This window comes from Mycobacterium sp. NGS56 (assembly GCF_059812425.1).
In genome coordinates, this window is the sequence record NZ_JCALCQ010000009.1 from 1 (window position 1) to 13140 (window position 13140).

Below are 13140 nucleotides of genomic sequence, written 5' to 3' on the forward strand. Positions count from 1 at the left end.
GGTGTCTGAGTTCACGACATAGGTGACAGATGAGTCGGGTCATGGGTGACATCTGTGTCGATGCCTGATGAGTCGCGTCATAGGTGACAGTCATGGATGTCCAAAGCTCGCGTGGTCGTCCTGGAAGTCACTAGTGGTCGTCTCACGGTCACGAAGGCGGGTCAGGTCTATGGGCTGTCTCGCCAACACATCTACCGGCTGCTTGCCCGCTACCGCCAAGGCGGTCTTGAAGCCGTTGATCCCCGCTCACGACGGCCTGCCAGCAACCCTCGCGCCGTCAGCGATGAGGTGATCGTCGCGGTCGTGCTGACGCGTAAACAACTCGTGGACGACGGTCTCGATGCCGGCCCGGTGACCTTGCAATGGCATTTGGCTCACCAGGGGCTGCCGGTGCCATCGACCTCGACGATCCGGCGCATCCTGGACCATCACGGCCTGGTCACCGCCCAACCACGCAAACGGCCCAAAAGCTCATTTATCCGTTTCGAGGCGTCCCAACCTAACGAATGCTGGCAATCAGACTTCACCCACTGGACTTTGGCCGATGGCAGCGATTTCGAGATCCTCAACTGGCTCGATGACCACTCCCGATACCTGCTTTACTGCACCGCCCTGCCCCGCGTGACCGGCCCCGACGTGGTAGCCAGCTTCACCGCCATCACCGCCGAATTCGGCCTGCCCGCCTCCACGCTGACCGACAACGGCGCCGTCTACACCTCACGATTCACCCACGGCCACAACGACTTCGAACGCCTCTTGGCCAGCCTGGGCATCACCCAAAAAAACGGCCACCCCGGCCACCCGCAAACCCAAGGAAAAATCGAACGCTTTCACCAAACCCTCAAACACTGGCTGACCCCACGCCCGCGACCCACCACCCTCACCGACGCCCAAACCCTGCTCGATAACTTCCGCGAGCTCTACAACACCGCCCGGCCCCACCGCGCCCTAACCCAACACCGCACACCCGCTCAGGCTTACACCGCACTACCCAAAGCCACACCCCACACCACAGCTCTCGAGCACTTCCGCATCCGCCACGACATCGTCGACCAATTCGGCAAACTCACCCTGCGCCACGGCAGCCGCCCACACCACCTCGGCATCGGAATCACCCACGCCCACACCCCCGTGCTGATCCTGGTAACCACCCACACGGTCACCGTGATCAGCAAAACCGGCTACCACGTCCTCAGCAGCCACATCATCGACGGGGAGAAAAACTACTGGCGCAACCAAAACAAAAACCCCGGCCGATGGCCGGGGAATCTGTAACCCATGACGCGACTCATCTGTCACCTATGACTCGACTCATCACAGTGGAGCCGCCTGGGGGAATCGAACCCCCGACCTATTCATTACGAGTGAATCGCTCTACCGACTGAGCTAAGGCGGCATACCCGCACGCCGGGCGGCACGAGTCTACGGCAGGCGGGCGGGCACCACGAAATTAGGATTGCCCGCTCTCCCCCTCGCCGCTTTGCGGCTGGGGAGACCCCACCTCACATGGCTACGCCCGTCTGCATCGCCGCCGGGCGATTAGTCGCGCAGTTCTTGGCCGATGGTGGCGACCATGGCATCGACGGCGAACTTGGGCTTGACATTGATCGCCAGTGCCTCGCGGCAGTCGAGCACCGCTTCGATGCAGCGCAGCAGCCGCGCGGGCGTGGCGTGGGCAGCCAGGGCCGCGACCCGCTCGGCCATGTCGGGGTGGTTGGCCCGCACCGCGGCGGCGTTGGCGGAGGTCATCAGCGCGTCCCGGAAATAGGTGGCCAGGTCGATCAGCGCGCGGTCCAGGGCATCGCGCGAGGCGCGGGTCTGACGCGACTTCTGCCGTCGCTCAAGGTCCTTCATCGCGCCGGCCGCGCCGCGCATCGCGCCCGCGGTGCCCTTGCCGGTGCCGCCGGCGCCCAAAGCCGTGCGCAGCTCCTCGGTCTCGGCCTCCGCGCGGTCCGCGGTCAGCACGATGGCCTCGGCTTCGGCGGCGGCCACCAGCTCTTCGGCGGCGGCATAGGCCCGCGACGGGGTGGCGGCGTCGCGCACCAGCGTCAGCGACCGCTCCCGGCGCGCCCGGGCCTCGGGGTCGGTGGCCAGCCGTCGCGCCCGGCCCACATGCCCACCGCTGACAGAGGCCGCCCAGCTCGCCGTGTCGGGCGTCAGGCCGTCGCTGTCGACCAGCACGTGCGCAATCGCCACGGTCGACGGCGTCACCAGCGCCACATGCCGGCACCGGGAACGCAACGTGATGGCGATGTCCTCGGGATCCACCGACGGCGCGCACAGCAGGAACACCGTCGACGGCGGCGGTTCCTCGACCACCTTCAGCAAGGCGTTGGCGGCGCCTTCGGTCAACCGATCGGCATCCTCGATCACCACGATCTGCCAGTGCCCGGTGGCCGGCCGCCGCGAAGCGATCTGCACGATCGAACGCATCTCGTCGACACCGATGGACAGGCCTTCTGGGACCACCCGCCGCACGTCGGCGTGGGTGCCGGCCATCGTCGTCGTGCACGCGTGGCAACGCCCGCAGCCCGGCTCGCCGTCCGACGTGCACTGCAGCGCCGCCGCGAAGCACAACGCCGCCACCGAGCGCCCGGAGCCCGGCGGCCCGGTGATCAGCCACGCATGTGTCATAGTCCCGACGGCCGCCCCGCTGTGGGCTGAGTCACCACGGGCGGAGTGAGCGGCGGCCAGCAACTGCGCCGTCACCGCATCCTGGCCTACCAGCCGCGTAAACACCCCGGACATCACAGGTAACACTAACGGCGCCGCCGACAGATACCGAACGGCCGCCGTACCGCGATCATTCCGTTATCTCCGGCATCGTCGTGACACCAGGGCGACCTGCCGACATCGGAATTAAGTTTCCGAAGGGTCGCCGGTGACCGATACGGTGGGTTCGTGACAACGGTGGCGGCACTACCGGGGCGGATCAGCGCATTCGTCCGCTGGGTGCTGCGCACGCCGTGGCCGCTGTTCTCACTGAGCATGCTGCAGGCCGACATCATCGGCGCCCTGTTCGTGCTCGGCTTCCTTCGCTACGCGCTACCGCCGGAAGATCGCATCCAGTTACAGGATCTGCCGGTCTTGAATGTCGCGATTTTCGCCACCGCACTGGTCGTCGTCTTCCTGACCGGTTTGGCCGTGACCTTGCGGTTGCTGATGCCGGTGTTCCGGTGGCAGCGCCGCGACAACATGCTGGCCGAGGCCGACCCGGCCGCCACCGAGCTGGCCCGCAGCCGGGCGCTGCGAATGCCGTTCTATCGCACCCTGATCAGCATCGTCGCGTGGGCCATCGGCAGCGTGGTGTTCATCATCGCCAGCTGGTCGGTGGCCCGATTTGCCGCGCCCGTGGTGGCGGTGGCCACCGGGCTCGGCGCCGCGGCCACCTCGATCATCGGCTACCTGCAGTCCGAACGGGTGCTGCGGCCGGTGGCGGTGGCCGCCCTGCGCAGCGGGGTGCCGGAGAACGTCAAGGCGCCCGGCGTCATCCTGCGGCAGATCCTGACCTGGATGCTGTCCACCGCCGTGCCGGTGCTGGCGATCGTGCTGGCGGTGGTGGCCGACAAGGTCTCGCTGCTGCATGCCACGCCGGAGAAGTTGTTCACGCCGATCTTGTTGCTGGCGCTGGCGGCGCTGGGCATCGGTTTGGTCAGCACGCTGCTGGTGGCCATGTCGATCGCCGACCCGCTGCGCCAGCTGCGCTGGGCGCTGTCGGAGGTGCAGCGCGGAAATTACAACGCGCACATGCAGATCTACGACGCCAGCGAGTTGGGCCTGCTGCAGGCGGGTTTCAACGACATGGTGCGCGACCTGTCCGAACGGCAACGACTGCGCGACCTCTTCGGCCGCTACGTCGGTGAAGACGTGGCCCGACGAGCGCTGGAGCGTGGCACCGAGCTCGGCGGCCAGGAGCGCGATGTCGCGGTGCTGTTCGTGGACCTGGTCGGTTCCACCCAGCTGGCCGCGACCCGCCCGCCCGCCGAGGTCGTCCACCTGCTCAACGAGTTTTTCCGGGTGGTCGTGGACACCGTTGGTAAGCACGGGGGTTTCGTCAACAAGTTCCAGGGTGACGCCGCGCTGGCCATCTTCGGCGCCCCGATCGAACACCCCGACTCACCAGGTGGAGCGCTCGCCGCGGCCCGGGAATTGCACGACGCGCTGCTGCCGGTGATCGGTTCGGCCGAGTTCGGTATCGGGGTGTCGTCCGGGCGGGCCATCGCCGGTCACATCGGCGCGCAGGCCCGCTTCGAGTACACCGTGATCGGCGACCCGGTCAACGAGGCCGCCCGGCTGACCGAGCTGGCCAAGTTGGAGCCCGGGCACGTTCTCGCATCGGCGATCGCGGTCAGCGGGGCGCTGGACGCAGAAGCCCTGTGCTGGGATGTCGGCGAAGTCGTCGAGCTGCGCGGCCGCCGGGCACCCACCCAGCTGGCGCGCCCCGTGCACTTGGCCGAAACGGACTCCGCGTCAACTCAGGCACGAGCCCAGGAGATGTCCGGCGAGACCATCGGCCCGGGCTACTGAGCCGGATTAACTGCGCTTGGCGGCCTTCTTGGCCGCGGCCTTCTTCGCCGGGGCCTTGCGGGTCGTCCGCTTGGCGGGACGCTTCGCCGGGCCACGCGCCCGGCGGTCGGCCAGCAGTTCGGCGGCGCGCTCGCCGGTGATCGAGGCGACGTCGTCGCCCTTGCGCAGGCTGGCGTTTGTCTCGCCATCGGTGACGTACGGTCCGAACCGGCCGTCCTTGATCACCATCGGCTTGCCCGTCGCCGGATCGGCGCCCAGCTCACGCAGCGGCGGCGCGGCGGCTCCTTGCCTACCACGACGTTTGGGCTCGGCATAGATCTTCAGCGCTTCCTCGAGGGTGATGTCGAACATCTGCTCCTCGGTCGCCAGCGAGCGAGAATCCGTGCCGCGCTTAAGGTATGGACCGTAACGACCGTTCTGTGCGGTGATCTCCTCGCCGGAGGCGGGGTCGACGCCGACCACCCGTGGCAGCGAAAGAAGCCGCAACGCGTCCTCGAGCGTGACCGTCTGCAAGTCCATGGTGCGCAGCAGCGAACCGGTGCGAGGCTTGGGACCGGTGGGCTTCTTGCCCTTCTTCGCGGGCGCGGCGCTCCCGTCGTCGTCGGGCGGTGGCTCGGGCAGGACCTCGGCAACGTATGGCCCGTATCGCCCGTCCTTGGCGACGATCTCGTGGCCGGTCGCCGGGTCGATCCCGAGCACGCGACCCTCTTGCGGCATGGCGAAAAGCTGCTCGGCCACTTCCAGCGTCAGCTCATCGGGGGTCAGCGAGTCGTTGAGGTTGGCCCGTTGCGGCTTGGGCTCGCCGTCCTCACCGGTCACCATGCGTTCCAGATACGGCCCGTTCTTGCCGACGCGCACATACACCGGTCGGCCCTGCTCGTCGTCAAAGAGCTTGATGGAGTTGACTTCTCGAGCGTCGATGCCTTCCAGGTTCACGCCGACAAGCTTCTTCAGGCCACCGGAGCGGGCCACCGAATCGGCCACCCCGTGCTCGCCGCCGAAGTAGAAGTTGTTGAGCCAGTCGGTGCGTCTTTCCTGTCCCGAAGCGATTGCGTCGAGCTCGTCTTCCATCGCGGCGGTGAAGTCGTAGTCGACCAGGCGGCCGAAATGCTGTTCCAGCAAACCGGTTACAGCGAACGCCACCCATGAGGGGACCAGCGCGCTGCCCTTCTTGTGCACGTAGCCGCGGTCCTGGATGGTCTTGATGATCGACGAGTACGTCGACGGACGGCCGATGCCCAGCTCTTCAAGGGCCTTGACCAACGACGCCTCGGTATAGCGCGCCGGAGGGTTGGTGGCGTGGCCATCGGGGGTGAGCTCGATGGCATCCAGCCGCTGGCCCTGGGTCAACTGCGGCAACCGGCTCTCGGCGTCGTCGGCCTCGCCGCCGGCCAATTCGTCCACCGTCTCCACGTAGGCCTTCAAAAAGCCTGCGAAGGTGATGGTGCGACCGCTGGCCGAGAACACCACTTGCCGTTCTCCGGCGGGACCACTCGCCGTGCCGTTGATCCGCAGGCTCAGCGTGGTGCCGCGCGCGTCGGCCATCTGCGAAGCCACCGTACGCTGCCAGATCAGCTCGTAAAGGCGGAATTCGTCGCCGTCGAGTTCGCGGCGCACCGCGTCGGGAGTCGCGAACGTCTCGCCCGCGGGCCGGATCGCCTCGTGTGCCTCCTGGGCGTTCTTGACCTTGCGCGTGTACTGGCGCGGCGACGGGGCCACGTATTCGGCGCCGTAGAGCTGGCGGGCCTGGGTGCGCGCGGCGTTGATCGCCGACTCCGACAGCGTCGTGGAGTCGGTACGCATGTAGGTGATGTAGCCGTTCTCGTAGAGCCGCTGGGCGATGCTCATCGTGCGCTCGGAGGAGAACCGCAGCTTGCGGCCGGCCTCCTGCTGCAGCGTCGAGGTCATGAAGGGCGCGTAGGGGCGCCTTGTGTACGGCTTCTCCTCCACCGACGCGACGTTGAGCTGGGTGCCGCGCAGACCCGCGGCCAGCTGCGTCGCGCTCGCCTCGTCGAGAATCGTCACTTCGTCGGCCCTGCGCAGCTGACCCAGCGAGTCGAAGTCCCGTCCGGCGGCCACGCGCAGGCCGTCGACGCTGGTCAAGCGGGCGGTGAAGGTGGGCGGCGACGCCAGCGGGTCGGACACGCTCGCATCGAGCTGGGCCACGATGTCCCAGTAGGACGCGCTGCGAAACGCCATGCGGTCGCGTTCGCGCTGCACGATGATCCGGGTGGCCACCGATTGGACCCGGCCCGCCGACAGCTTGGGCGCGACCTTCTTCCACAGCACGGGGCTGACCTCGTAGCCGTACAGGCGGTCCAGGATGCGCCGGGTTTCCTGCGCGTCGACCAGATCGATGTCCAGGTCTCGGGGATTTTCGGCGGCCTCCAAGATCGCCGGCTCGGTGATCTCGTGGAACACCATCCGCTTGACCGGAACGTTCGGCTTGAGGGTTTCCAGCAGATGCCAGGCGATGGCTTCGCCCTCGCGGTCACCATCCGTGGCCAGATAGAGCTCGTCGACATCCTTGAGCAGGCCCTTCAGCTCGGTGACCGTGCTCTTCTTCTCGGGACTGATGATGTAGAGCGGTTCGAAGTCCGCGTCGACGTTGACCCCGAGGCGGGCCCACGGCTCCGACTTGAATTTCGCCGGGACGTCGGCGGCGGCCCGGGGGAGGTCGCGGATGTGGCCGCGCGACGATTCGACGATGTACCTGGAGCCCAGGTAGCTGGCAAGTTTGCGCGCCTTAGTGGGCGACTCGACGATCACGAGCCGCCGACGGCCGCCATTCTGGCCGCTGCCGGTGTTCTTCAGTTTCGGGTCAGCCAACTGCCCTTACGCTCCATCCCTGATTGGTCCCCCCGCGAGACCGCCTGCAGGAAGAATGACAGGTCGGCATCGAAAATTCCGGTGAAATTCAGGTACGCGACCGTTCCTCCGCCCTGCGGCACCTGACAATTTCGCACCCTTGGGCGCGCCCGCGCAAACTGACATTCGCGACAACAACGCAAAGCCGACGCGATTTTGGCCGTTGTCTCCTGGCTAAACGCGCGGCCAGCGCGATACGGCCTCGGCGCCGGCTGGCGGCTCCCCCACGTTCTCTACCAGGCGCGACAGCCTGCGGCGCCCGCTGATCCGCAGCGCCGGGCGACCGCCGCGGGTGCCGATCAGGGTGGGCGCGATCCCGACGCGCATCAAAGCCGACGCCAGCGGCGAGTGCGTGTCCGGCGCGTGGGGATCCAATGCCAGCAGGTAATGCTCGCCCTCCGGGTTGCCGGCGGCCAGCGTCCACGCCCGCAGTTCGCGCGGCCCCGGCAGCCAGCGCGGCGGCACGGTCTTGACCGCACCGCGCGTCCATTCGGTCGCCAGCGTGCTCAGTGAGGGGTCCACCGCCGTCCGCACCAGCGGGCTGTCCTCGTCGGTCCGGCTGATTTCGGCAACCAGGCCCGCCTCCCGGATCATCTCGGCCAGCGCCGACGCCCGCCAGGGCTGATCCACGACCACCGACAGCCGCGCACCCGAGACGGGATTCTCACCGGTGGCACCCACGGTGACGATCTGCCCGGACGCCGCCAGCACCCCGGAAAGATCGGCGACCGCGGGCGGCACCGACTCCGCAGTAAAGAAGGAAAGCTGGCTCACGCCACCGACAGTAGGCCAGCGCGCCCGTTCGCGTCTCGAGGCAACCGGCGCGGCGCCCGGTGTCAACGGTGATGCGCCCCTGGTCCGCTGCAGTAAAGCCGTAGTAAAGAGGAAAACCCCCCGGCTGGACCCGCGGGGCGGGTCTGCACGGGGGGCATCCGTTCAGGTCTGCTCTGTCTTTAGACGGAGCGGACTCCGGTGGCCTGGGGGCCCTTAGGGCTATGGCCGATCTCGAACTCGACCTTCTGGTTTTCTTCGAGGGTGCGGAAGCCCGAACCCTGGATCTCCGTGTAGTGGACAAACACATCGGCGGAACCGTCTTCTGGGGCAATGAACCCGAAGCCCTTCTCCGCGTTGAACCACTTCACAGTTCCCTGTGGCATCTCTCGATCTTTCCTTTTCTTCTGGGTGCGGGGCATCGCCTTTCGATGCCCCGGGCCTGGTACGACCGCCATACCTCGCTGAGTCGCCGGAACTTCACCCGACCGATTAACCTCGCAGGAACCGCGGCCGCAACGTCGATCCTGCGAAAGTTTGACACGAACACAGAAGCTGCGACCGCAAATAGTCAACCATGTTCATCGCGTCGGCGACAGACTTGTGTCTCCCGCCGATTCGAAGGCCGGCTGCAGGGCCGAATTCACAGCGAGCCACAGAAGGAGTGAGATGGCGAGTTTCGGCAGTGAGCTGCTTGCCGCCGCACTCGCCGCAACCTCGTCAGACGAGCATCCGCTGCGCCATGTCGCCGAACTGCCACCCCGCAGCGGCCGGCCGCGTGACTGGCCGACCTGGGCCGAGTCCGACGTGGTCGGCGCGTTCACCGAGCTGGGGATCAAATCACCCTGGTCGCATCAGTTCGCGGCCGCGGACCTGGCGTACGCGGGCCGCCACGTGGTGCTCAGCACCGGTACCGCATCGGGTAAGTCCCTCGCTTATCAGCTTCCGGTGCTCAACGCGTTAGCGACCGATCCGCGGGCCCGGGTGCTCTACCTGTCGCCGACCAAGGCGTTGGGCCATGACCAGTTGCGGGCCGCGCACGCGCTCACCGCGGCCGTTCCGCGGCTGCGTGACGTCGCGCCCACCGCCTATGACGGCGACAGCCCCACCGACGTCCGACGCTTCGCCCGGGAACGCTCGCGCTGGTTGTTCTCCAACCCCGACATGATCCATTTATCGATCTTGCGCAATCACGCCCGCTGGGCCGTCCTGCTGCGTGGTCTGCGATTCGTGGTCGTCGACGAATGTCATTATTACCGTGGAGTTTTCGGATCCAACGTGGCGATGGTGCTGCGCCGTCTGTTGCGGTTGTGCGCCCGCTATTCGTCCTCGCCGACCGTGATCTTCGCCAGTGCGACAACGGATTCGCCGGGCGCGACCGCCGCCGAGCTGATCGGGCTGCCGGTCGAGGAGGTCACCGAGGACGGTTCACCCCAGGGGGCCCGAACGGTGGCGTTGTGGGAGCCCGCGCTGCGCGGCGACCTCACCGGCGAGAACGGCGCGCCGGTGCGCCGCTCGGCAGGTGCCGAGGCGGGGCGAGTGATGGCCGACCTGATCGCCGAGGGCGCCCAGACACTCACATTCGTGCGGTCGCGCCGCGCAGCGGAATTGACCGCGCTGGGTGCCCAGGCGAGGCTGGACGACATCGCTCCGGAGCTGTCCCGAACGGTGGCGTCGTACCGGGCCGGCTACCTCGCCGAGGACCGCACCGCGCTGGAGCGCGCGCTGGCTGAGGGTCGGTTGCGGGGCCTGGCCACCACCAACGCGCTGGAGTTGGGCGTTGACATCGCCGGGCTCGACGCGGTGGTGCTCGCCGGATTCCCTGGCACGGTCGCCTCGTTCTGGCAGCAGGCCGGCCGGTCCGGGCGGCGCGGGCAAGGCGCGTTGGTGGTGCTGATCGCCCGGGACGATCCGCTGGATACCTATCTGGTGCACAATCCGGCCGCGCTGCTCGACAAGCCGGTCGAGCGGGTCGTGATCGACCCAGCGAACCCCTACATCCTGGGTCCGCAGCTGCTGTGCGCGGCAACCGAACTGCCGCTGGACGAGGCGGAGGTCCGCACTTTCGGCGCCACCGAGGTGGCCGACGGCCTGGTCGACGACGGGCTGCTACGGCGGCGCAGCGGCAAGTACTTTCCGGTACCCGGCCTGGAACCGCATGCCGCCGTGGACATCCGAGGCTCGGCGGGCGGTCAGGTCGTCATCGTCGAGGCCGATACCGGACGGCTGCTGGGCAGCGCCGGCGCCGGACAGGCGCCCGCCACCGTCCACCCCGGCGCGGTGTATCTGCATCAAGGTGACAGCTACGTGGTCGACTCACTAGACACCGAGGAAGGCATGGCCTTCGTGCACGCCGAGGACCCCGGCTACGCGACGTTCGCGCGCGAGATCACCGATATCGCCGTCACCGGCACGGGCGAGCGGTTGACGTTCGGGCCGGTCACCCTGGGTCTGGTGCCGGTCAGGGTCACCCATCAAGTGGTGGGTTATCTGCGTCGCAGGCTCTCCGGGGAGGTGATCGACTTCATCGAACTGGACATGCCGGAACACACCCTGGTCACCACGGCGGTGATGTACACCATCCCCGCAGATGCGCTGCAGCGCAAAGGGATTGACGACACACGGATCCCCGGAGCGTTGCACGCCGCCGAGCATGCGGCGATCGGCCTGCTGCCGTTGGTGGCCAGTTGCGATCGCGGGGACATTGGTGGTCTGTCGACCGCCGTCGGGCCCGATCCCCTTGGTCTGCCCAGCGTCTTCGTCTACGACGGCTATCCGGGCGGCGCAGGGTTCGCCGAACGGGGCTTTCGCCAGGCGCGCACCTGGTTGGGTGCGACAGCAGCCGCCATCGAAGCATGCGAGTGCTCCCGGGGGTGCCCGTCGTGCGTGCAATCCCCCAAGTGCGGCAACGGCAACGACCCGCTTGACAAGACGGGCGCGGTGCTGGTGCTGAAGCTGGTCCTCGCAGAATTAGCGCGGGGCCCACGGGAGAGTAAACCCGCGGATGACGACCGACCCCTCGACGGTCGACCCACTGGGTTTGCCTTGTGACGCCCACGCCTGGAACGCATTTCCTGCTGCTCAAGAAATGGCGGCGTGCTGTCGCACTGATCGGATTCGATTCGGTGTGCGCCGCACAATCCCGACGATGCGGGCGCAGCAGGAAAAGCTACCAAGGCCGCGACGGCATCGCAAGCACCGCTGATACCGGCCGACGTCGGTCGGTGTCTGGGCCTTCGGCGCCGGCGCACCCCCAGCGCCCCCTAGACCGGTCCGCCCACCGCTAAAATCGGCCGCATGGCCCACGACTGGTTGCTCGTGGAGACACTCGGGGGTGATCCCACCGTCGTGGCGCAGGGTCGCCAACTGAAAAATCTCGTCCCCATCACCACTTTCCTGCGCCGCAGCCCCTACCTTGCCGCGGTTCGCACGGCGATCGCCGAATCGGTGCAGACCGGCCAGGCCCTGACCAGCATCACGCCCAAGCGGGACCGCATCATTCGCACGGAGCCGGTCGTGATGTCCGACGGCTTCATCCACGGCGTGCATGTCTGGACCGGCCCCGCCGACGTCGAGCCGCCCGACCGGCCGATCCCGGGGCCGCTCAAGTGGGACCTCACCCTCGGCGTGGCCACCGACACCCGCGAATCGCTGCTCAACAGCGGCAAGAATCCCGAGGTCGAAGTCACGTTCGGCAGGGCATTCGCCGAGGACCTTCCGACGCGGGAACTCAACCCTAACGAAACCAAGGTGCTGGCCATGGCGGTCAAGGCCAAGCCCGACCAAACGCTGTGCAGCACTTGGGATCTGACGGACTGGCGAGGCGAGCCGATCCGGATAGGTTTCGTGGCCCGCACGATCCTGGAGCCGGGACCCGACGGTAGGGAGCACTTGGTGGCGCGGGCGATGAACTGGCGATCCGAACTGAAGGGCCCGGAGGTTTCGACCGACGTTCTCGCGCAACGAATCCTGAGTAGCCTGGCCCAGGCCGGGGTGCATCGCGCACTGATCGATCTCAACACCTGGGTCCTGCTGAAATGGCTCGACGAGCCCTGCCCCTTCTACGACTGGCACAGCAGTGAGACGGGCAAGCCCAGGGTCCACCCCGACGACCATGCCCTGATGACCAGCATGACAAGGGAATTCAGCGGGGGCGCCACGAGCGGGGTGTTACGGATGCCCGGGTATGACGGCGATTGGGTCCCGGTGCACGTCACCGTCAACCGGGTCGAATTGGAACCGGATGCATATGCCGGACTGGTGTCCCTGCGGCTGCCCACCGACGACGAGCTTGCCACCGCGGGATTGTTGCCCTCCCCCGACGCCGCGCCCTAGTCGGCTCCCCCGGTCGCAGGCCCGGCCCGCGCGGCGGCCGTCGCCACGCCGCCGAAAGCGACGGCCACCCGCGCCGTGACAACGACGTCGAGACCGTCCACCGCACAGCGGATGCCGTCGGTGCGCATCTGGCGAGCCACGCCCGCAGCGCGGGCGCAGGCCGCATCGGCTCCAGAACTCAACCGCGCAGCGGCCGCCAAGGCGGCCAGATCGGCCACCGCCTGGGCGCGATGCCGTGCCACGACCGCCGAGCCCAGATACGCGCCGGCGCCGGTCACCGTCAGCAGCACGACGATCATCCACACCGCGACCAAGGTGGCCGAGCCCCGCTCACCGCGACGGCTCGGCGGCCGAGACCGCCCTGGCGGCGATGTCGATGGTGGGCAACAACTTTGAATGGGCGACGACACTGGCCACCAGGAAGTCACCGTCGCGCCGCAGGTCGACTCGGGCACCACCCGGCGCGAGCCGGCGCGCGGCGGCCACGGCTGAGCGTTGGTCGCCGCGAGCCGCCAACCGGGCGGCTTCGCGGGCGGCGTCGATGCAACGCACCTGCATCGAAACCGCGGTGACACCGGCCAAACACAGCACCAGCACGACCACGAGCGCGGCGATGCCCAGTGCCGCCTCCACGGTGCT

At 67.7% G+C, this 13140-nt stretch carries 10 protein-coding genes and 1 tRNA gene; 4 read left to right on the forward strand and 7 right to left on the reverse strand.

Annotated elements, in window-relative coordinates:
- Positions 1 to 96: 96 nt before the first annotated feature.
- Positions 97 to 1275 carry an IS481 family transposase gene (locus AC5Y4F_RS19250; protein ID WP_499997888.1) on the forward strand — a complete coding sequence of 393 codons (1179 nt, stop codon included), beginning with the start codon at positions 97 to 99 and terminating at the stop codon, positions 1273 to 1275.
- Between the two features lie 45 nt (positions 1276 to 1320).
- Here AC5Y4F_RS19250 and AC5Y4F_RS19255 read toward each other — a convergent pair.
- Positions 1321 to 1396 (reverse strand) — tRNA-Thr (locus AC5Y4F_RS19255).
- Between the two features lie 143 nt (positions 1397 to 1539).
- Positions 1540 to 2748: a DNA polymerase III subunit delta' gene (locus AC5Y4F_RS19260; RefSeq protein WP_067940516.1), complete on the reverse strand. Its 1209-nt coding sequence runs from the start codon at positions 2746 to 2748 to the stop codon at positions 1540 to 1542.
- Between the two features lie 96 nt (positions 2749 to 2844).
- Between AC5Y4F_RS19260 and AC5Y4F_RS19265 the strand changes: the two genes are divergently transcribed.
- Positions 2845 to 4527, forward strand: coding sequence for an adenylate/guanylate cyclase domain-containing protein (locus tag AC5Y4F_RS19265; protein WP_156750248.1), 1683 nt, complete (start codon positions 2845 to 2847; stop codon positions 4525 to 4527).
- A 6-nt stretch (positions 4528 to 4533) separates the two neighbouring features.
- On the opposite strand, the gene topA is transcribed toward AC5Y4F_RS19265, so the two are convergent.
- The 3 genes from topA to cspA form a co-directional block, all read right to left on the reverse strand.
- The gene (topA, locus tag AC5Y4F_RS19270; protein WP_499997891.1) at positions 4534 to 7356 is read right to left on the reverse strand and encodes a type I DNA topoisomerase; all 2823 of its coding nucleotides are present in this window, start codon (positions 7354 to 7356) and stop codon (positions 4534 to 4536) included.
- A gap of 213 nt (positions 7357 to 7569) precedes the next feature.
- The gene (locus AC5Y4F_RS19275; protein WP_067940523.1) at positions 7570 to 8169 is read right to left on the reverse strand and encodes a hypothetical protein; all 600 of its coding nucleotides are present in this window, start codon (positions 8167 to 8169) and stop codon (positions 7570 to 7572) included.
- A gap of 179 nt (positions 8170 to 8348) precedes the next feature.
- Complete coding sequence (cspA, locus tag AC5Y4F_RS19280) at positions 8349 to 8552, reverse strand: cold shock protein CspA (RefSeq protein WP_007166602.1); 204 nt, start codon at positions 8550 to 8552, stop codon at positions 8349 to 8351.
- Positions 8553 to 8835: 283 nt separating this feature from the next.
- Here cspA and AC5Y4F_RS19285 point away from each other — a divergent pair, with 283 nt between their 5' ends.
- The gene (locus AC5Y4F_RS19285) at positions 8836 to 11217 is read left to right on the forward strand and encodes a DEAD/DEAH box helicase (protein ID WP_499997895.1); all 2382 of its coding nucleotides are present in this window, start codon (positions 8836 to 8838) and stop codon (positions 11215 to 11217) included.
- Positions 11218 to 11463: 246 nt separating this feature from the next.
- A complete protein-coding gene (locus AC5Y4F_RS19290) occupies positions 11464 to 12501 on the forward strand; it encodes a PAS domain-containing protein (protein WP_499997896.1) in 1038 nt (345 codons plus the stop codon).
- On the opposite strand, the gene AC5Y4F_RS19295 is transcribed toward AC5Y4F_RS19290, so the two are convergent.
- Both AC5Y4F_RS19295 and AC5Y4F_RS19300 read right to left on the reverse strand, forming a co-directional pair.
- On the reverse strand, positions 12498 to 12800 hold the full coding sequence (locus tag AC5Y4F_RS19295; protein WP_499998065.1) for an Rv3654c family TadE-like protein: 303 nt from the start codon (positions 12798 to 12800) through the stop codon (positions 12498 to 12500). The two genes, AC5Y4F_RS19290 and AC5Y4F_RS19295, sit on opposite strands and share 4 nt — an antisense overlap.
- A gap of 31 nt (positions 12801 to 12831) precedes the next feature.
- Positions 12832 to 13134 carry a TadE family type IV pilus minor pilin gene (locus tag AC5Y4F_RS19300; RefSeq protein WP_082947834.1) on the reverse strand — a complete coding sequence of 101 codons (303 nt, stop codon included), beginning with the start codon at positions 13132 to 13134 and terminating at the stop codon, positions 12832 to 12834.
- Between the last annotated feature and the right edge of the window lie 6 nt (positions 13135 to 13140).

Coding starts and splice junctions, on each gene's coding strand:
- AC5Y4F_RS19250 (WP_499997888.1), top strand. CDS start 97: ATGTCCAAAGCTCGCGTGGTCGTCCTGGAAGTCACTAGTGGTCGTCTC.
- AC5Y4F_RS19260 (WP_067940516.1), bottom strand. CDS start 2,748: ATGTCCGGGGTGTTTACGCGGCTGGTAGGCCAGGATGCGGTGACGGCG.
- cspA (WP_007166602.1), bottom strand. CDS start 8,552: ATGCCACAGGGAACTGTGAAGTGGTTCAACGCGGAGAAGGGCTTCGGG.
- AC5Y4F_RS19285 (WP_499997895.1), top strand. CDS start 8,836: ATGGCGAGTTTCGGCAGTGAGCTGCTTGCCGCCGCACTCGCCGCAACC.
- AC5Y4F_RS19290 (WP_499997896.1), top strand. CDS start 11,464: ATGGCCCACGACTGGTTGCTCGTGGAGACACTCGGGGGTGATCCCACC.
- AC5Y4F_RS19295 (WP_499998065.1), bottom strand. CDS start 12,800: ATGATCGTCGTGCTGCTGACGGTGACCGGCGCCGGCGCGTATCTGGGC.